The sequence below is a fragment of the Mesorhizobium sp. M2A.F.Ca.ET.043.05.1.1 genome (assembly GCF_003952445.1).
Lineage (GTDB): Bacteria > Pseudomonadota > Alphaproteobacteria > Rhizobiales > Rhizobiaceae > Mesorhizobium.
In genome coordinates, this window is record NZ_CP034446.1 from 6,002,826 (window position 1) to 6,020,002 (window position 17,177).

The following is a 17,177-nucleotide window of genomic DNA, read 5'->3' on the forward strand; positions in this document are numbered from 1 at the left end:
CGTTTGCCCCTGCAATCTGCTGCCTTCATCGTCGAATTGAAATTGACTGAAGTCGGCGTTCTGTTATTCAAAAATGAATGAAGGAATTCGACTGGAACCTGGTCAAGAGTTTTGTCGCAGTCGCCGAGACCGGCAGCCTATCGGGCGCCGCGCGCCGGCTCGCGGCTAGCCAACCAACGCTTGGCCGCCACATCGCCGAGCTGGAGGCCGCGCTCGGCGTCACGCTGTTCCGGCGTGGGCGTCGCGGCTACGAGCTGACGGAAGCGGGCAGCACGCTCTACGAGCGCGGCCGGGCGGTCAGCGAGCAGGCCAATGCGTTCTCGCTTTTGGCGCTGGGCTCGGTCGAGGCGATCGAGGGCACGGTGCGCATCGCCGCTTCGGAAGTGGTCGCCGCCTTCGTGCTGCCGGACATGATGGCGCGGCTTGGCGAGGAGGAGCCCGGCATCGAGGTCGAGATCGTCGCCTCCAACCAGGTCGAGAACCTGTTGCGTCGCGATGCCGACATCGCCATCCGTATGGTCAGGCCGGCGCAGAACGAGCTGGTGGCGCGCAAGGTCACCGACATTCCGCTCTGCCTATGCGCCGCCAGCGCCTATCTCGACCGGCGCGGCCGGCCGGAAAAACCCGCCGAGCTCGCCGATCACGCCTTGGTCGGCTTCGACCGCAGCGATGAGATCATTCGCGGCTTCACTGCCTTCGGCATTCCGGTCGGCCGCAGCCATTTCCGGTTCCGGACCGACAACCAGATCGTGCTGTGGGAGGCGGTGCGGACCGGTAACGGCATCGGCCTCGGCCAGGAGCCGCTGGCCGACCGCGATCCGGACCTGGAAAAGCTGTTGCCCGATGTACCCTTGCCGGTCCTGCCTGTCTGGCTCGCCATGCATCGGGACGTGCGCACCAGCATGCGCATCCGCCGCGTTGCGGATTTCCTGCATGAGGAGCTGAAGCTTTATTCGGCGGGCATAGGTTCTGGCGCGAATTCGGCCCGGTGAGCGAGCCCTGCCATCAGGAGCACGACGACCAGCAGGCCGGAAAGCGCAATGAAAATCGGCCCGAAACTCGAATGCTCCGCGACGAAGCCGATCGCCGACGGCGCCACCAATATGCCGGAGTAGCCCATGGTGGTGACGACGCTCATGCCGGTGCCGGACGACATGCCTTCCTGGTTGCCGCCGGCTGAGAACAGGATGGGCACCATGTTGGCGATGCCGAAGCCGCAGAAGGCGAAGGCGGCGATGGCGAGGTAAGGCGAGGACGAGAGGCCGGCGACCAGCATGCCGGCGGCCGCGACCAGCGCCGAGCCGCGCAAGGTCGACACGGCGCCGAAGCGGTTGCGCACGCCGTCGCCCAGGAAGCGCATCAGCGCCATGAAGCCGGAGAAGGCGGCGTAGGCGAGGCCGGCGACCGCGAGATCGGCGCCCAGTTCCTGATGCAGGAAGAGCGCCGCCCAATCGAGCACCGCGCCTTCGGAGATCATGGTGAGCAGCGCCATCAGCCCGACCAGATAGACGGCGGTGTGCCGCGGCAGCGTGAATTTCTGATGCTCGACAGCCTGCGGCCGGTCCTCGGCGATGAGATAGCGAATGGCGAAGGCGATCACGGCGAAGGCGATCACCGTCGCCGCGACGGCATGGGGAAGATAGCCGTAGTTCTGGATCGAATAGCCGCCGAGCGCGCCGCCGGCGAAGCCGCCGAGGCTCCAGAAGCCGTGCGAGGAGGACATGATCGCCCGGGAAAGCCTTCTTTCCACCACGACGGCGTTCGAGTTCATGGCGACATCCATGCCGCCGATCGAACCGCCGAAGATGAGCATGGCGATGGCCGCCAGCGGCACGTTGGGCGCGAGCGCCACGATCAGCAGGCCGAAGCTGCCGCAGAGGCCGAACCAACGCGTCACGCTGCGCGAGCCATGCCTGGAGATGAGATGGCCGCACAAGGTCATGGCAATGACCGCGCCGACGCCGAACAAAAGGATCAGCAGGCCGAGCGTGAAGCGGGTGATGTCGAGCCGGGTGAGGAAGACCGGGATCTGCGGCGCCCAACTGCCGGTCAGAAAACCATTGGCGAGGAAGATACCGGCGACGGCCCAGCGGCCGCGCGTCGCGGCCTGCATCGTGGTTTGCAAGGTCATGCTCTGAAATCCGCCATGTAAAATGGTTCGCGCGGCAAATTAGATCGATTCAATCGGCAGTCAAGAACTGAACAAAGAAAGTGCTTGGACCAAGGGAGCGACCAAGGATTGGTTCTGTTCTAGGCATACTGCAGCTTTGGAGATGTAGTAGAATCGCCCCTCCATTCGTCATCCACGGGCGGAGCAAGGAGCGAAGCGACGCGCGCTGACCCGAGGATCCATTCCGTGACCTGGAAGCGCCGCTACGACGCAAACCATCCCCGGGGTGCACTACGATCATATTCTGGACCGCTGCACTCTTCGATAGTCGTAACGGCATGGATTCCAGGGTCTGCGCGCGTCGCTTCGCTCCTTGCTCCGCCCTGGAATGACGAAGTCGCGAAGGCGTTCGACAGCGTTAATGATCCTTCGGCCGCTTGGCCTCGAACTCGGCCTTCTTGGCTGCGGAAGCCTCGGTCTGGTTGAGCGCCTGCCATTCGGCATAGGGCATGCCGTAGATGATCTCGCGCGATGCATCTTTCGACAGCGCCACACCCTCGGCCTCGGCGGCCTCGCGATACCAGTTGGAAAGGCAGTTGCGGCAGAAGCCGGCGAGGTTCATCAGGTCGATGTTCTGGACATCGCCGCGCTCGCGCAGATGCGCCACCAGCCGGCGGAAAGCCGCGGCCTCGAAGTCGCGCTTCTGGTCGTCGCTGAGTTCGGTCATCTCGGAAAACTCCTGGACTGTCGGCCTGCTTACGCCGGCCCGGTGCGCGAGCCGAACATCTTCACCTGATGTATATCGGCACGGCGGTCGATGGCGTCAACGATCGGCGCCAGCCGCTCAGCCCAGGCAAGCGCCCCGGCGCGGTCGGCGATCAGGTCCTGGCGAATCTCGATCAGCGCATGCGCGTAGCCGTTGACGATGGCATGGCGGAACATGGTGTCGCCGCGCAGCGCGCCGTCATAGGGCTCGTTGTCGCCGACGACGAGGGAGCTGTCCTGCGCCAGCATGTCGATCAGCGGCCGCGCCACGCGGTCGTCGCGGTCCCACAGCACGCCGACATGCCAGGGGCGGACAAAGCCCTGCATCACCGGCGTGAAGGAATGGACGGAGAAGATGAACGGCGCCTTGCCCGAGGCATGCGCCACGGAGGCGATCATCGCGCCGACGGCGTCGTGATAGGGCCTGTAGAAACGGTCGAGCCGCCGTTCACGTTCTTCCGGAGCCATCGGATAGTTGCCCGGCACCACGGTGCCGTCATAGAGCTGACGGATCATCGTCGGGTCGTCCTCGCCCCGGTTGGGGTCGATCAACAGCCGCGAGAAGCCGGCCAGCACCGCCGGCGCGTCGAGCGCGGCCGCGAGCTCGCGCGTCACCGTCTCGACGCCGATGTCATAGGCGATGTGACGGTCGAATTCGGATGCCGGCAAACCGAGGCTGCCATATTCCTCCGGCAGGTCGCGGCGGGCGTGATCGGCCAGAAGCACGACGCCTTTCTTGCGGTCGCCCTCGACGATGTCGAACGGCGTGAAAACTGTGGATCGGGTCATCGGCTGAAAAGGGGATGGCGGCTGCGATGTGGTATCGTCATTCCACGAAGAGGACGCCGGCGCAATGCCGTTGTTTGGCCTAGGTTTCCGCAAAAAATCCCCGGCGCGGGGAGAATTTGCGCGACGGGCCCTTCTAAATCGATTGGAATTGAACAAAACGGCGCGTTGACATGCGACCGGAGTTTGCTGAAAAGGGGCTTCGAGAGATGCAAATGTGGTTCGCAAGGGGATCTGCGATGGGTTTTGCCGGCCGGCTGCGCAAGCGCCTGGCCCTGCCGTTGCTGATCGTCGGCGCGGGTTTTTTTGCGATAGCCGCGACCTCGCCGGCCCGGGGCGACTTCCGCGTTTGCAACGCAACGCAAAATCTGGTGGGCGTCGGCATCGGCTATCGCGCCAAGGCCGGCTGGATCACCGAGGGCTGGTGGCACATCGAAGGATCGACCTGCAAGACGCTGATCGAGGGTCCGCTGTCATCAAGGTTTTATTATCTTTATGCAGAAGACGCCGAGCGTGGCGGGCGCTGGGACGGCCCGATCAACATGTGCGTCGCCGAAAAAGAGTTCAAGATCGCCGGCGTGAATGATTGCGTCGCCCGGGGCTTCCAACGCGCCGGATTTCAGGAATATGACACGGGCGAGCAGGCCAGCTGGATGGTCCAGCTGACCGACGAGCCCGCAACGGGAGGCGCGCCAGCAGCGGCCCCCGCTCCGGGAACAAACAGTCAATGAGACGCAACCGCAAGGTCAAGATCCTCGCCACCATCGGTCCGGCTTCCTCCTCCGAGGAAATGCTGAGGAAGCTCTTCGAAGCGGGCGCCGATGTCTTCCGCATCAATATGAGCCATACCGACCACGAGCTGATGCGCACGCTGGTCGGCCGCATCCGCGCCGTCGAGGCCGCCGTCGGCCGGCCGATCGGCATCCTCGCCGATTTGCAGGGGCCGAAGCTCAGGGTCGGCAAGTTCGCCAACGGCAAGGAAGCGCTGACACCGGGGCAGACCTTCACGCTCGACGACAATCCCGAGCCCGGCAATTCCAGCCGTGTCTTCCTGCCGCATCCCGAAATCCTGAGCTCGGTCGAGGCCGGTCACAGACTTTTGATCGACGACGGCAAGCTGGAGCTGAAGGCTCTGAGGGCCGACGGCAAGTCGATCACCTGCACCGTCGTTGCCGGCTCGGGCATATCCGACAAGAAGGGCGTCAGCCTACCCGACACCGACCTGCCGGTCGGCGCGCTGACCGACAAGGACCGCGCCGATCTCGACGCTGTGCTTGCCACTGGCGTCGACTGGGTGGCGCTGTCCTTCGTGCAGCGGCCGGAGGACCTGGCCGAGGCGCGGAAGATCGCGCGCGGGCGGGCGCTGATCATGGCCAAGATCGAGAAGCCGCAGGCGGTGGCCAGGCTTCCCGAAATCATCGAGCTCTCCGACGCGCTGATGGTTGCCCGCGGCGATCTCGGCGTCGAGATGCCGATCGAAGCCGTGCCAGGGATCCAGAAGCAGATCACGCGCGCGGCGCGGCGCGCCGGCAAGCCGGTGGTGATCGCCACGCAGATGCTGGAATCGATGATCACCGCGCCGGTGCCGACCCGCGCCGAGGTCTCCGACGTGTCGATCGCCGTGTTCGAAGGCGCCGACGCGATCATGCTTTCGGCCGAATCCGCGGCCGGCGCCTATCCGGTCGAAGCTGTCGGCATGATGAACCGCATCGCCACCAAGGTCGAAACCGACCCGACCTATGCCGGCATCATCAACGCGCAGCGTTCGGAACCCGAGGCGACCGGGGCCGACGCCATTTCGCTGGCCGCTCGCGAGATCGCCGAGACGCTCAAACTGTCGGCGATCATTTCCTACACCGCGTCCGGCACGACCGGGCTGCGCGCCGCGCGCGAGCGCCCGCAGGTGCCGATCGTGGCGCTGTCGCCGATCCTCAGCACGGCGCGCCGCCTGTCGCTGCTGTGGGGCACGCATTGCGTGGTTTCGGAGGATGCTACCGACCTCGACGACATGGTCGACCGGGCCTGCCGGATCGCGCTGGAAGAAGGTTTCGGCAAGCCTGGCGACCGCGTCATCATCACGGCCGGCGTGCCGCTCAGGACACCCGGATCGACCAATATGCTGCGGATTGCGTATATCGGGTCTGAGACGCATTAGCGGCCAATTGCCGAGTGATTTGCCCAAGGGCTACATCGAGATCGCTGCCTGAAAAGCTTTCAATGTCAGCGCCGCCCCTCATCCGCCTGCCGGCACCTTCTCCCCGTATAGTGACGGGGAGAAGATGGCTGGCCGCAAACTTGGCGTCCTTCCTGCTAGTTTTGGCGATTGGCGAAATCGTCGATGGCGGCGTCCTTCTCCCCGTCACTATACGGGGAGAAGTGCCCGGCACGGCGATGAGGGGCAGCGCCGACGTGAGGTCATTGGCGACTGCAATAGAAGCTCATCAGCCCGGTGCGAGCTCGGCGTCGGGCACCTTGATGTCGGGGCATTTGCCGTCATTGTAGGCGTCGCCGGCGATCCGGCCCACCACGGCCTTGGCCATCGCTTGCAGATCGACATCTTCGCCCGCGACCTTCTGGACCGCGCCGACCACGAGATCGGGTGCGATCCAGTCCGGCTTATGGCCGAGATTGCGGACCCAAACCAGTTCGGCGCCGGGAATGTCGCGCTCGAGGCCGACGGAGTGGATCGTCGCGTAGACCACCTTGTCGCGGTCGCCCGAGATGACGACGGTCGGCGCCTTGATCTCCCGGTAAGCGGGCGAGGCGGCGCGGACATAGTCGTGGAGCTGGGCAACATCGCGGGCGTTGGCACGGAAGGCGGATGGCCTGAGCACCAGCGGGATCGAGGCGTTCTGGAGGTAGAAGTCCGGCAGGGTGTTGGGTGAGAAGACGCAAGCTGTCGCATTTCCGATCCGCAGCATGCCGGCCGGGTAAGCGAGTGTTTCGGAAAACAGCCAGCCGATCAGCGGCGTGGCGGTTAGCTTGTAATACCAGGCGGTCGCGCCGCCCGGCCATGGATGCGTGGCGGGCGCGAGGAAGACCAGGCCCAGCGTCTTTTCAGGATGCTGGCGAGCGAAGGCCGTGGTGATCGAGCCGCCGAAGGAATGCGCAACGACAATGGCCTTTGCAATGCCGAGGCGGTCCATCAGCGCCGCGATCGTATCGGCCTGCGCGGCCAGAGTTTCGTTGTTGCCGCGCCGCGACCAGCCGAGGCCCGGGCGGTCGAGGAACAGCATCTCGGCGCAGCCCTCGAGCAGCGGCTGCAGCGGCAGCATCTGGTCCTTGAGGTTGGCGCTGGCGCCATGGACGAAGACGACCGGCGGCAGGTCGGCCCCGGCGGGCGCCGGGATATGGGCATAATGGATGCGCGCGCCGTTGATCTCGGCGAACTCGCCGGTCGGCGGGCTGCGTCGCTCGATCAGCCAGACGCCGGCGCGGGTGATGCCGGCCAGGGCAAAGAGGAGCGCGATGAGGAAGAGGAGCGCGGCGCCGATGAGGTTCATGCGGTGAGATACGAGGGCAGGTGACGATCTGGTTCAGCGGTCAGGCGATCTTGACAGGTTGAGGCCGCGTTGGCAGCCGGAATCTGTCACGCTGCCGTGGTGCGCGCGAGCCGGAGGTCTCCGCCAATCGTCAACGCATGCCATCCGGCAACGGAAGCGGCCCGTCAAAACTCCCCTGCGGGGTTAGTTCAGATTGATGTCGCGGCTTGCCGATCGCATCGACACGGAGAAGCCGGCCAGCACGTCGAACAGAGCGATGATCATCAGCGTGAAGAAGACGGAGTGCGCCGCCCCCTTCACCAGCAGGAATTCGACCAGGAAGGCGATGAAGACCAGCGTCGAGAGCAGGTGATCCAGGATCGAGGCATTGGTCGTGCGCACCGATTTCGAGATCTCGACGAAGAGAAAGATCAGCCCGATCAGCACCATCAGGTCGCCGAGCGTCATGGAGAAGACGCCGCCCGACATCATGCGGAAGGAGAACATCTCGGTCATCCACGGGTCGTCGCCGCCGCCGAACAATCCGAGCAGGCCGAGATTGTAGAGGACGAAAGGCACGATCAGCAGCGGGATGGCACCGAACATCTGGGCGACTCCAATGAGGGCACCTCCTTTTGTAAAATCCGCGGCAAGCGCGCCGTCAAGGCTTTTCGCCGCGGCGACGAACACGCTGTAAGACCTAATGAAATAACGATGTCAGCCGGTTGCGCCGCCATCGGCAGCGCGAGCGATTAATTCCGGACGCCGCCGGCGCCAAAACAAAAAGACCGGCCAGAGGCCGGTCTTTCGAAGCGTCAGAAATCCTTGGAAGCTTCTCAGCTTTCCTTCGGCTCCAGAACCTGGCGGCCGCGATACATGCCGGTCTTCAGGTCGATGTGGTGCGGGCGGCGCATTTCGCCGGAATTCTTGTCCTCGACATAGGTCGGGGCCTTGAGGGCGTCGGCCGAGCGGCGCATGCCGCGCTTCGACGGAGAGGTTTTTCTTTTTGGAACGGCCATGGATATGCTCCACTACATGGTCAAAATGCCCCGGCAACCCTCGCGAAAGGGCCGCATCGAGGCCATAATCTGAGAAAGTCGGGTGCCTATACACGCCTTGCGCCGTTTTGGCCAGCGCTGGCCGCGAATTTTTTTGAGCCGGCGCCGCTTCGCTTGGATCAGGATGCCGTTTCGTCGAAACGCCGTCCTGGTCCAAGTCTTCGTTGGAGCGTGATCTTTTCCGAAAACCGGTCCCCACTTTTCGGGATCACGCCCTAATCCAGGCACCCGACATAGGCGCCGGATCGACTGGCGCGCCTTTCTATCAGCGAGGCCAGCCGGCGCAATCCCGGCCCCGGCTTGGCCGGATTGCGCGCGATCGGGTTTGGCAGGCTGACGGCGAGCAGGGCGGCCTGCCTGCGCGACAGCTGCTTGGCCGAAACGCCGAAATGATGCCGCGCGGCGGCCTCGATGCCGTAGATGCCCGGGCCCCATTCGGCGATGTTGAGATAGATCTCCATGATCCGCCGCTTCGACATCACCGCATCGAAATAGACGGCCAACGGCAGCTCGACGACCTTGCGCACGCTGCCAAGCGGCCGCGACCACAGGAAAAGGTTCTTCACCGTCTGCATGGTGATGGTGGAGGCGCCGCGCGTCGCCTCGCCGGCCAGAGCGTCATCGACCACGCCGCGCAATTCGCCCAGATCGACGCCGCGATGGAAGCAGAACTGCCCGTCCTCCGACATGATCACCGAATGCGCCAGCACCGGAGCCACGTCATCGATCGACACCCAGCGCCGGTCGTAGCCGGAGAAGGTTGCGAGGTCCTTCAGCATCAGGGTCGAGACCGGATGCACGAAGGACGGCAAATAGAGGAAGGTGAGCACGACCGGAATGGCCGCCAGCACGAGCGCGACGACCAGGCAGCGCCGGCCGATGCGCCTCAGACTGGCGCGGCTCAGGCGCCGCGACCGCGCCATGTCCAGCCCTTCGCTTCCATGTTCGACGATCGGTTCCGTCAAGCCGTCCCACCCGTGCCTCGCCCCCTCCGGCATAAAGGCGCGCGCCTGCTTGCGCAATGTCTGAGTGTCGGCTACCGGTCCCGGCCATGAGCAAAGACGACCAGATCGCCTTCGAAACCGCGCTTTTCCTGCGCGCCGCCGCCGTCGAGACCGAGTTGCGCCGGATTCTCGGCGCGCGTCCGCTCACCGGTGAGATCGTGCGGCCCGAGCGCCTGACGGCGGCGATGCGGCATGGCGTGCTCAACGGCGGCAAGCGGCTGCGGCCTTTCCTGGTCATGGAAAGTGCCGCGCTGTTTTCGGCCGACAATGACGCGGCGTTGCGCGTCGCCGCGGCGCTGGAATGCGTGCATTGCTATTCGCTGATCCATGACGACCTGCCGGCGATGGACGACGACGATTTGCGGCGCGGCCAGCCGACGGTGCACAAGGCCTTCGACGAAGCGACAGCCATCCTCGCCGGCGACGCGCTGCTGACCTTGGCTTTCGACATCATCGCCGACGAGGCGACGGCCTTGCCTGCCGATCGTCAGGTGGCGCTCGTGCTGGCGCTCTCGCGCGCGGCTGGCGCCGGCGGCATGGTCGGCGGCCAGATGCTCGATCTGGAAGCCGAGCGCAACCGGCCGGACGAGGCGGGCATCATCACGTTGCAAGCGATGAAGACCGGCGCGCTGATCCGCTTCGCCTGCGAGGCCGGCGCGATCGTCGCCGGCGCGCCGGCGGCCGACCGCGAGAGGTTGGCCGAATTCGGCTCCGCGATCGGCCTTGCCTTCCAGCTCGCCGACGACCTGCTCGACCTGACCGCCGACGCCAAGCAGATGGGCAAGGCGACGAACAAGGACGCAGCCGCCGGCAAGGCGACGCTTGCGTCGCTGCACGGACCCGACTGGGCGCGGGGCCAGCTGCACGGCCTGATCGACCAGGCGCATCGGCTGCTCGAGCCGTATGGCGACGCAGCGGAGCTGCTCAAGGAGGCCGCGACTTTTGTCGCCACGCGCAACAGCTGACGACAGGCTATCGGACGCCTGAAGATGCTTTCTTGCCATAGCGGAGGCCGTCGACCAGTAAGGCGACCATGCGCTGCGCCTGATCGGCGCCGCTCAGCCTCGCGATGGCGTTCAGCAGGTCCCCTGCATCGACATCGCCCCGGATTTCCCCCGCGGTCGCCGCAGCACGGAGCAGTTGGCCGAGCGCGGGCTCCAGATTCTGCTGGAAGTATAGCGGCAGCGGCTCGAAGACGGGATCTCCCGAATGCAGCGCTTCGGCCAAGCCGCGCTTGGTCGCGATAAAGGCCACATAGCGCTCAATCCACTTCAACAAAGCGTCGCCAGGCTCATAGCTGGCCGCGAAGGAAGGCGCGGCGGCGGCGCAGGCATCGATTTCACGACGAAACACCGCGGCCACGAGATCGGAGCGCCGCGGGAAGTGCCGATAGACCGTACCGACCCCGACACCCGCTTTCTCGGCGATCTCGCGCACCGGCGCATCGACGCCTGAGGTCGCGAACACCGTCTTGGCCGCCTGGAGCAGCGCGTCGAGATTGCGCTGGACGTCGACGCGTACGCGTCGGTCGACCCCTTCCGCGACGTCACCCTGGGTGCGCTGTTTCCCGCTCACCGAATGCCTCTTGCAAAACGGAACAATGTTCCGTATTTTGAATTCGGAACATTGTTCCGCATCCGCCAAGATAGTTCAAAGCGGCGGCTGTGACAATCAATCGAACAACAGGAGACGATCATGCCGCACAATCGCATCGCGCTGGTCACTGGAGCCAATCAGGGGGTCGGCCTGCAGGTCGCGAAGGAACTCGCGGCAAACGGGGTCACCGTCCTTGTCGGATCGCGCAATCTCGAGCGCGGCGAGGCGGCGGCGAGCGAGATCGGACCGAGGGCCATTGCGCTGCAGCTCGACGTGACGGATCAGGACTCGATCACCGCCGCGGCGGCGCGTATCGGCGACGAATTCGGCCGGCTTGACCTGCTCGTGCAGAATGCCGCGATTTCGAACACCGGACGCCGACCGGACGCGACGGTCGAGGACCATGCCAGATCGACCCGCCCGAGCAACGTCTCCCTCGATGAAGTACGCGCCGTGTGGGAGACCAATGTGTTCGGCGTGCTTGCCGTTTACCAGGCGATGCTGCCGCTGCTGCGCCGATCGACGGATGCCCGCATCGTCAACGTGTCGAGCGGCGTCGGTTCGCTGACCTCCAACGCTGATCCTGCCTTCGGCTATCGCGCGTTGTTCGGCCCGGTCTATCCGGCCTCCAAGACCGCGCTCAACGCCATAACGCTGGCGATGATGATTGAGCTCGAGTCGACAGGCATCAAGGTCAATCTGGTCTCGCCGGCCTACACCCGCACCAACCTCAACAATTACGGCGGAACGGAGTCGGTCGAGGACGGCTCGCGCGAAGTGGTCCGCGTCGCCCTGCTCGGTCCGGACGGTCCCTCGGGGACGTTCACAAGGTGGGAAAATGTGACGATCCCCTGGTGAGGGCAGATCGAACATCGCCGGCAGCGCAGCTTCTGCCGCAGACCGCCTGGGCGGCGCGTCGAATTCAAGGAGAATAGCCATGCAGTACCGTACGCTCGGACGAACCGGCATCAAGGTCAGCCCCTATTGCCTGGGCGCGATGATGTTCGGCGGCATAGCCAATGCCGATCATGACGATGCGATCCGCATCATCCACAAGGCGCTGGATTTCGGCATCAACTTCGTCGACACCGCCGATCGCTACAGCGCTGGCGAATCCGAGCAGATCGTCGGCAAGGCCCTGAAAGGGCGCCGCGACAGCATCGTGCTTGCCACCAAGGTCCACGGCCCGATGGGCGATGATCCCAACATGCAGGGCAATTCGCGGCGCTGGATCACCCGTGCGGTGGAGGATTCGCTCAAGCGCCTGCAGACGGACTATATCGACCTCTACCAGATCCATCGTCCTTCGCCGGACACCGACGTCGAAGAGACGCTTTCGGTGCTCACCGACCTGATGCAGGCGGGAAAGGTGCGCGCCATCGGCTCCTCGACCTTCCCGGTTTCCGAAATCGTCGAGGCGCAGTGGGTCGCGGAGCGGCGCGCCCTCGCGCGCTTCCGCACCGAGCAGCCGCCCTATTCGATCCTCGACCGCGGCATCGAACGCGACATGCTGCCGACCTGTCAGCGCTACGGCATGGGCGTGCTGGTCTGGAGCCCGCTGTCCAAGGGCCTGCTTACCGGCCGCTACCGCAAGGGACAGCCGCTGCCCGAGGGCGGCATACGGGCGAAATTCATGCCGAGACAGATGTCTGACGAGCGGAGCCTCGATGTGGTCGAGCAGCTGATTCCGCTGGCGGCCGAAGCCGGCATGTCCCTCACCCACATGGCGATGGCGTTCGTCATGGCGCATCCCGGGGTGACATCGGCGATCCTCGGCCCGCGCACCATGCAGCATCTCGACGACCTGCTTGCCGGCGCCGACATCCGCCTGGCCGACGACGTCCTCGATCGCATCGACCGGATCGTTCCGCCCGGCACCGATGTCGGCCTGAACGAGGCCGCCTACAATCCGCCGGCTCTGACCACCGCAAGCCTCCGCCGCCGTCCACCCACGGAACGGGCGGCGGTATGAGCGCAGCGACGCGTCGGGACGACGTCAGTTCTGCACGTTTACGACGCGCGGATCGGGAATGGGGACGGCCGCGATCAATTCGCGTGTGTAGTCCTCGCGCGGCGACGACAGCACCGCGCGGCGCGGGCCGGCTTCGACGATGCGGCCGGCGCGCATGACGGCGACGTCGTGGCTCATGCGCTCGACCACCGCCATGTCGTGCGAGATGAAGAGATAGGCCAAGCCCAGCGTCTCCTGCAGCTCAAGCATCAGGTCGAGCACGCGAGCGCGCACCGACACGTCCAGCGCAGCAACACTTTCGTCGGCAACGATCAGCTTCGGTTCCAGCGCCAGGGCGCGTGCGATGCAGATGCGCTGGCGCTGGCCGCCGGAAAATTCATGCGGATAGCGCGAGGCGTGATCGGCTTCGAGCCCGACGCGCGCAAGAAGGGAGGCCACGCGTTCGCGCCGATCGTCCCTGCTGCCGATGCCGTGGATGACGAGCGGCTCGACGATGGCGGCGCCCACCGTCATGCGCGGGTCGAGCGACGCGTAGGGGTCCTGGAAGATCATCTGCGCGGCGCGGCGCACCGGCCGCATCGCGCTCGCCGAGAGGCCGTGAATGGACGTTCCGCCGATGATCACCGAGCCGGCGAACGGGACAAGGCCGAGCACGGCCTTGCCGGTGGTGGACTTGCCGGAGCCGCTTTCGCCGACGAGGCCGAGCGTGCGCCCGGGCCTTATCTCGAAGGAGACTTCCTGCACCGCCGGCGCCTCTGAAGCGCGGCGGCGGAACAGGCTGGCGGAGGCACCGTAATCGACGACGAGGTTCTTCACCGAAAGCACGGGCGCTTCGCCGTTCGGCGTCGGCGTCCGGGGGTGGCCGTGATCCGGGGCGGCGCGTCGGTTCCCGCGAAGGCGCCGAGACGCGGCACGGCGGCGAGCAGTTCGCGCGTGTAGTCGGCTTGCGGCCGCTCGAAGATGTCGAGCGCGGACCCGGCCTCGACGATCCGTCCGTCGCGCATGACGGCCACCCGGTCGGCCATCTCGGCGACGACGCCCATGTCATGGGTGATGAGGATGATGGCGGTGCCGAACTCCCGCTTCAGTTCGCGCATCAGTTTCAGGATCTGCGCCTGCACCGTCACGTCGAGCGCCGTCGTCGGCTCGTCGGCCAGAAGCACTTTCGGCCGGCAGGACAGCGCCATCGCGATCATGACGCGCTGGCGCATGCCGCCGGAGAGCTCGTGCGGGTATTGCTTCATGCGCCGCGCCGGGTCGCTGATATGCACGACATCCAGCATGTCGCGAGCGCGCTGCTCGACGCTTGAACCTTCCGCGCCCTGGTGGATGCGGATCGCCTCGGTCAATTGCGCGCCGATCGAGTGTACAGGGTTGAGCGACGTCATCGGCTCCTGGAAGATCATCGCGATCTCGCCGCCGCGCACGTCGCGCATGGCGCGCTCCGGCAGGCGCGGAAGCGACTGGCGTTCGAGCCTGATGTCGCCGCTGGCGATGCGCAGCGAGGCGCGCGGCAACAGGCGCATGATCGAAAGCGCCGTCACCGATTTGCCCGAGCCGGACTCGCCGGCAAGGCAGAGCGTCTCGCCCGGCGCCAGCGCAAAGCTGATGCCGTCGATGACGCGCCTTGCGCCTTCAGGCGTCAGCGCGTCCACCGACAGGTTCTCGACGGTCAGGACAGCATCTCTTCCTCGTCCGGAACCATCCGTCATCAATTGAAGACGATCCTCGGAAAATAGAACGAGACGACCCAGTTCGGCATGTCGACGATCTCGCTGATGCGCAAGTCACCGCAGACCGAGCAGAGCATGTAGGCGTCGACCGGCTTCAGCCCATGGTCGGCGGCAAGCAGGTCGACCATGCGCATCACGCTTTCGCGCGCCGCGGTCATCAGGTCCGGTCCGACGCCGGTGGTGACCTCGTAGCCCGCCTCGTCGAGATGGCGGGTCACCGGTCCCGGCGTGGTGAAGCGCGGGCTTTCCAGCCGCGCGTCCTTGACCAGCTCGATCGTCGCCTCGACGTCCATGTGGCTCTCGATGGCCGTGCCGCAAACCTCGCCATCCCCTTGAGCGGCGTGGGTGTCGCCGATCGAGAACAGCGCGCCTTCGACCTCGACCGGGAGATAGAGCGTGGTTCCGGCCGCAAGGTCGCGGATGTCGAGATTGCCGCCGACACGGCGCGGCGGCACGACAGAATGCAGCCCGGGTTCGGCGGGGGCTAAGCCGATCGTACCGGCGAAGGGTTTCAGCGGTACGCGCCCGCCCGGGCCATAGAGCGCCGGCGCCATCGAGGCGGCATCATACTTCCAGATATGCAGCGCCGGCTCCTTGAACTGGTCGGCGAGCAGGCCGAAGCCCGGAATGTTGGCGGTCCAGCCGAGGCCCGACGGTTCGAAATGGCGCAGCGTGATCTTCAGCGCATCGCCCGGCATCGCGCCCTCGACATAGACCGGTCCGGTCACCGGATTTACCTTGCCGAAATCCATGGTCGAAACATCCGCCACCGTGGAGTTCGCGTCGAACTGTCCGCCGGAGGAATCGAGGCATTCGAAATGGATCGTCGAACCCGGCCCGGCGGTCAGCGCCGGTTGGAAATCGCGGTTCCAGCCGAAATGATGGCTGGCGCGATGTATGGTGTAGTCGCACTTCACGCACATGGTTGTTGCTTCTCGTTTGTTTTTGGCAAGCCGCCCTCCCGTTTCGGCGGCATCATTGAAAGGCGGCCGGCGGCGGGATGCACGCCCGCCACCGGCAAATGAGACGATCTATTTGTTCACATAGATCGCTTCGTAATTGATGACGCGGGTCGGATCGATATAGATCTCATCCGGGCCACCCATGCGCTTGGCCTTGGCCACCACGCGGCGTTCGTTGAAGACCGGAATCCAGGGCGCGTCATTCGTCTGGATGTCGGTGAAGATCTGCGCCCAGGCCTTGTTGCGCTCCTCGGCCTTGGCCGGCACCGGCATGGCGTCCGCCGCCTGGGCGCGGGCGTCGATGTCCTTGTTGCAGTACCACGACCAGTTCCAACCGCCGGCAACCGCGCTGCCGCAGCCGAGGATCGGTCCGTAGAAGTCGGACGGATCCGGGAAGTCGGCGATCCAGCCAAGCCCGCCGGACCAGACCATGGGCGCCTGGCCCTGCGTGCCGCCGGCGGCAATCACGTTCGGATTGGCCACCGCCTTGATCTCGGCCTTGACGCCGATCGCCGCCAGATCCTGCTGGATCGCCTGTGTGATGCGTGGCTGCGGATCGGTGTTGGAGGTGTAGATCTGGGTCGAGAAGCCGTCCTTCAATCCGGCCTCGGCAAGCAGCGCCTTGGCCTTTTCGGGATCGTAGGCATAGCCCTTGTAGTTCTGGTCGTAGCCCGGCATCAGCGGCGGCAGCACCTGGCTTGCCGGCGTGGCGCGACCGTTGATGATGCGCACGATGCGGTCCTTGTTGATGGCCATGTTGACGGCCTGCCGCACCTTGGCATTGTCGAAGGGTTTTACCTGCGTGTTCAAGGTGACATAGCTCGTCTCGAGCTGCTGGCGGTCGACGATCATGCCCTCGAACTCGGGCGACTTCTTCATCTCCAGATATTTCGCCGGCGGGATGCCGTCGCCGGCAATGTCGACCTCGCCCTTCTGCAGGCGCAAAAGCGCCACCAGCGGTTCCTGGCCGATCTCGATCGTGAAAGAGTCGACATGCGGCCGGTCCTTGATGAAATAATCGGGGTTCTTCTGGAAGACGAGGCGCTGGCCGATCGTCCATTCCTTCAGCGTGAAGGCGCCGGAGCCGACCGGATGCTTGCCGAAATCGCCGCCGGCGGCTTCCACCGCCTCTTTCGGCACGACGGAAGCGAAGTTGAGCGCCAGCACGTTGAGGAAGGTGGCGTCGGGCTGAGACAGCGTGAACTTTACCGTATGGTCGTCTATCGCCGTGACGCCCTCCATCGTCTCGGCGGTGCCGGCGGTCATCTTGTCGGCGCCAACGATCGAGTGGAAGAAGCCGGCGCCCGGGCCTTGCGTCTTCGGGTTGACGGCGCGCTCGATCGACCATTTGACGTCCGCCGCCGTCACCGCGCGGCCGTTGGTGAACTTGACGCCGGGATGCAGCTTGAACGTATAGACCTTGCCGTCGTCGGAGACGTCGTAGCTGTCGGCGAGCGACGGCCCCAGTTCCGTCGTGCCCGGCTTGTAGTCGACCAGGCGCGAGAACAGGGCGTTGATCATCGACCAGTTCTGCCAGTCATAGCCGATGGCTGGATCAAGCGTGGCGATGTCGTCCTTGTAGGTGACGATGATGTCGCCGCCATTGGTCGGCGTGTCGGCTAAGGCGAGCCTGGCCGGCATCAGGGCCGAGGTGGCGAGCAGTGCCGCCAGGCCAATCTGTTTGACGAATTTGTTCATTGAGTTCACTC

General features: G+C 65.2%; 16 protein-coding genes and 1 pseudogene. 6 read left to right on the plus strand and 11 right to left on the minus strand.

All coding sequences use genetic code 11. The features are described from left to right. Window positions 1-77: 77 nt before the first annotated feature. Window positions 78-992 carry a LysR family transcriptional regulator gene (locus EJ069_RS28865; RefSeq protein WP_126064038.1) on the plus strand — a complete coding sequence of 305 codons (915 nt, stop codon included), beginning with the start codon at window positions 78-80 and terminating at the stop codon, window positions 990-992. On the opposite strand, the gene EJ069_RS28870 is transcribed toward EJ069_RS28865, so the two are convergent. From EJ069_RS28870 to EJ069_RS28880, 3 genes are all read right to left on the minus strand, one after another. After that, on the minus strand, window positions 950-2,131 hold the full coding sequence (locus EJ069_RS28870) for an MFS transporter (RefSeq protein ID WP_126064039.1): 1,182 nt from the start codon (window positions 2,129-2,131) through the stop codon (window positions 950-952). The two genes, EJ069_RS28865 and EJ069_RS28870, sit on opposite strands and share 43 nt — an antisense overlap. Before the next feature lie 397 nt (window positions 2,132-2,528). Continuing rightward, window positions 2,529-2,837, minus strand: coding sequence for a DUF1244 domain-containing protein (locus tag EJ069_RS28875; RefSeq protein WP_040985259.1), 309 nt, complete (start codon window positions 2,835-2,837; stop codon window positions 2,529-2,531). Between the two features lie 29 nt (window positions 2,838-2,866). Continuing rightward, window positions 2,867-3,664, minus strand: a complete 798-nt coding sequence (locus EJ069_RS28880; RefSeq protein WP_126064040.1) for an N-formylglutamate amidohydrolase — start codon at window positions 3,662-3,664, stop codon at window positions 2,867-2,869. A 170-nt stretch (window positions 3,665-3,834) separates the two neighbouring features. Here EJ069_RS28880 and EJ069_RS28885 point away from each other — a divergent pair, with 170 nt between their 5' ends. Continuing rightward, entirely contained in the window at window positions 3,835-4,392 is a 558-nt protein-coding gene (locus tag EJ069_RS28885; protein WP_189476013.1) for a DUF1036 domain-containing protein, read from the plus strand. Beyond that, window positions 4,389-5,816, plus strand: a complete 1,428-nt coding sequence (gene pyk, locus EJ069_RS28890; RefSeq protein ID WP_126064042.1) for a pyruvate kinase — start codon at window positions 4,389-4,391, stop codon at window positions 5,814-5,816. Before EJ069_RS28885 ends, pyk begins: the two co-directional genes overlap by 4 nt. A gap of 286 nt (window positions 5,817-6,102) precedes the next feature. Here the strand turns inward: pyk and EJ069_RS28900 are convergent, their stop codons facing one another. From EJ069_RS28900 to EJ069_RS28915, 4 genes are all read right to left on the minus strand, one after another. Next, entirely contained in the window at window positions 6,103-7,164 is a 1,062-nt protein-coding gene (locus tag EJ069_RS28900; RefSeq protein WP_126064043.1) for an alpha/beta hydrolase, read from the minus strand. A gap of 183 nt (window positions 7,165-7,347) precedes the next feature. After that, window positions 7,348-7,749, minus strand: a complete 402-nt coding sequence (locus EJ069_RS28905; RefSeq protein ID WP_095804621.1) for a hypothetical protein — start codon at window positions 7,747-7,749, stop codon at window positions 7,348-7,350. Between the two features lie 230 nt (window positions 7,750-7,979). After that, a complete protein-coding gene (gene rpmF, locus EJ069_RS28910) occupies window positions 7,980-8,162 on the minus strand; it encodes a 50S ribosomal protein L32 (RefSeq protein WP_006203806.1) in 183 nt (60 codons plus the stop codon). Window positions 8,163-8,416: 254 nt separating this feature from the next. Continuing rightward, the gene (locus EJ069_RS28915) at window positions 8,417-9,124 is read right to left on the minus strand and encodes a transglycosylase domain-containing protein (protein WP_176480066.1); all 708 of its coding nucleotides are present in this window, start codon (window positions 9,122-9,124) and stop codon (window positions 8,417-8,419) included. Between the two features lie 128 nt (window positions 9,125-9,252). Here EJ069_RS28915 and EJ069_RS28920 point away from each other — a divergent pair, with 128 nt between their 5' ends. Next, window positions 9,253-10,170 carry a polyprenyl synthetase family protein gene (locus tag EJ069_RS28920; protein ID WP_126064045.1) on the plus strand — a complete coding sequence of 306 codons (918 nt, stop codon included), beginning with the start codon at window positions 9,253-9,255 and terminating at the stop codon, window positions 10,168-10,170. 7 nt (window positions 10,171-10,177) lie between these two features. On the opposite strand, the gene EJ069_RS28925 is transcribed toward EJ069_RS28920, so the two are convergent. Beyond that, complete coding sequence (locus EJ069_RS28925; protein WP_126064046.1) at window positions 10,178-10,780, minus strand: TetR/AcrR family transcriptional regulator; 603 nt, start codon at window positions 10,778-10,780, stop codon at window positions 10,178-10,180. Window positions 10,781-10,900: 120 nt separating this feature from the next. Here EJ069_RS28925 and EJ069_RS28930 point away from each other — a divergent pair, with 120 nt between their 5' ends. Together EJ069_RS28930 and EJ069_RS28935 are read left to right on the plus strand one after the other, a co-directional pair. Beyond that, window positions 10,901-11,659: an SDR family NAD(P)-dependent oxidoreductase gene (locus EJ069_RS28930; protein ID WP_126064047.1), complete on the plus strand. Its 759-nt coding sequence runs from the start codon at window positions 10,901-10,903 to the stop codon at window positions 11,657-11,659. A 79-nt stretch (window positions 11,660-11,738) separates the two neighbouring features. After that, window positions 11,739-12,773, plus strand: coding sequence for an aldo/keto reductase (locus tag EJ069_RS28935; protein ID WP_126064048.1), 1,035 nt, complete (start codon window positions 11,739-11,741; stop codon window positions 12,771-12,773). A 24-nt stretch (window positions 12,774-12,797) separates the two neighbouring features. Here the strand turns inward: EJ069_RS28935 and EJ069_RS28940 are convergent. The 3 genes and pseudogenes from EJ069_RS28940 to EJ069_RS28950 form a co-directional block, all read right to left on the minus strand. Then, a pseudogene (locus EJ069_RS28940) lies at window positions 12,798-14,485 on the minus strand (ABC transporter ATP-binding protein). Then, on the minus strand, window positions 14,485-15,429 hold the full coding sequence (locus EJ069_RS28945; RefSeq protein ID WP_126064049.1) for an acetamidase/formamidase family protein: 945 nt from the start codon (window positions 15,427-15,429) through the stop codon (window positions 14,485-14,487). The pseudogene EJ069_RS28940 and the gene EJ069_RS28945 overlap by 1 nt, the downstream one beginning before the upstream one ends. A 108-nt stretch (window positions 15,430-15,537) precedes the next feature. Beyond that, window positions 15,538-17,166, minus strand: coding sequence for an ABC transporter substrate-binding protein (locus tag EJ069_RS28950; RefSeq protein ID WP_126064050.1), 1,629 nt, complete (start codon window positions 17,164-17,166; stop codon window positions 15,538-15,540). Between the last annotated feature and the right edge of the window lie 11 nt (window positions 17,167-17,177).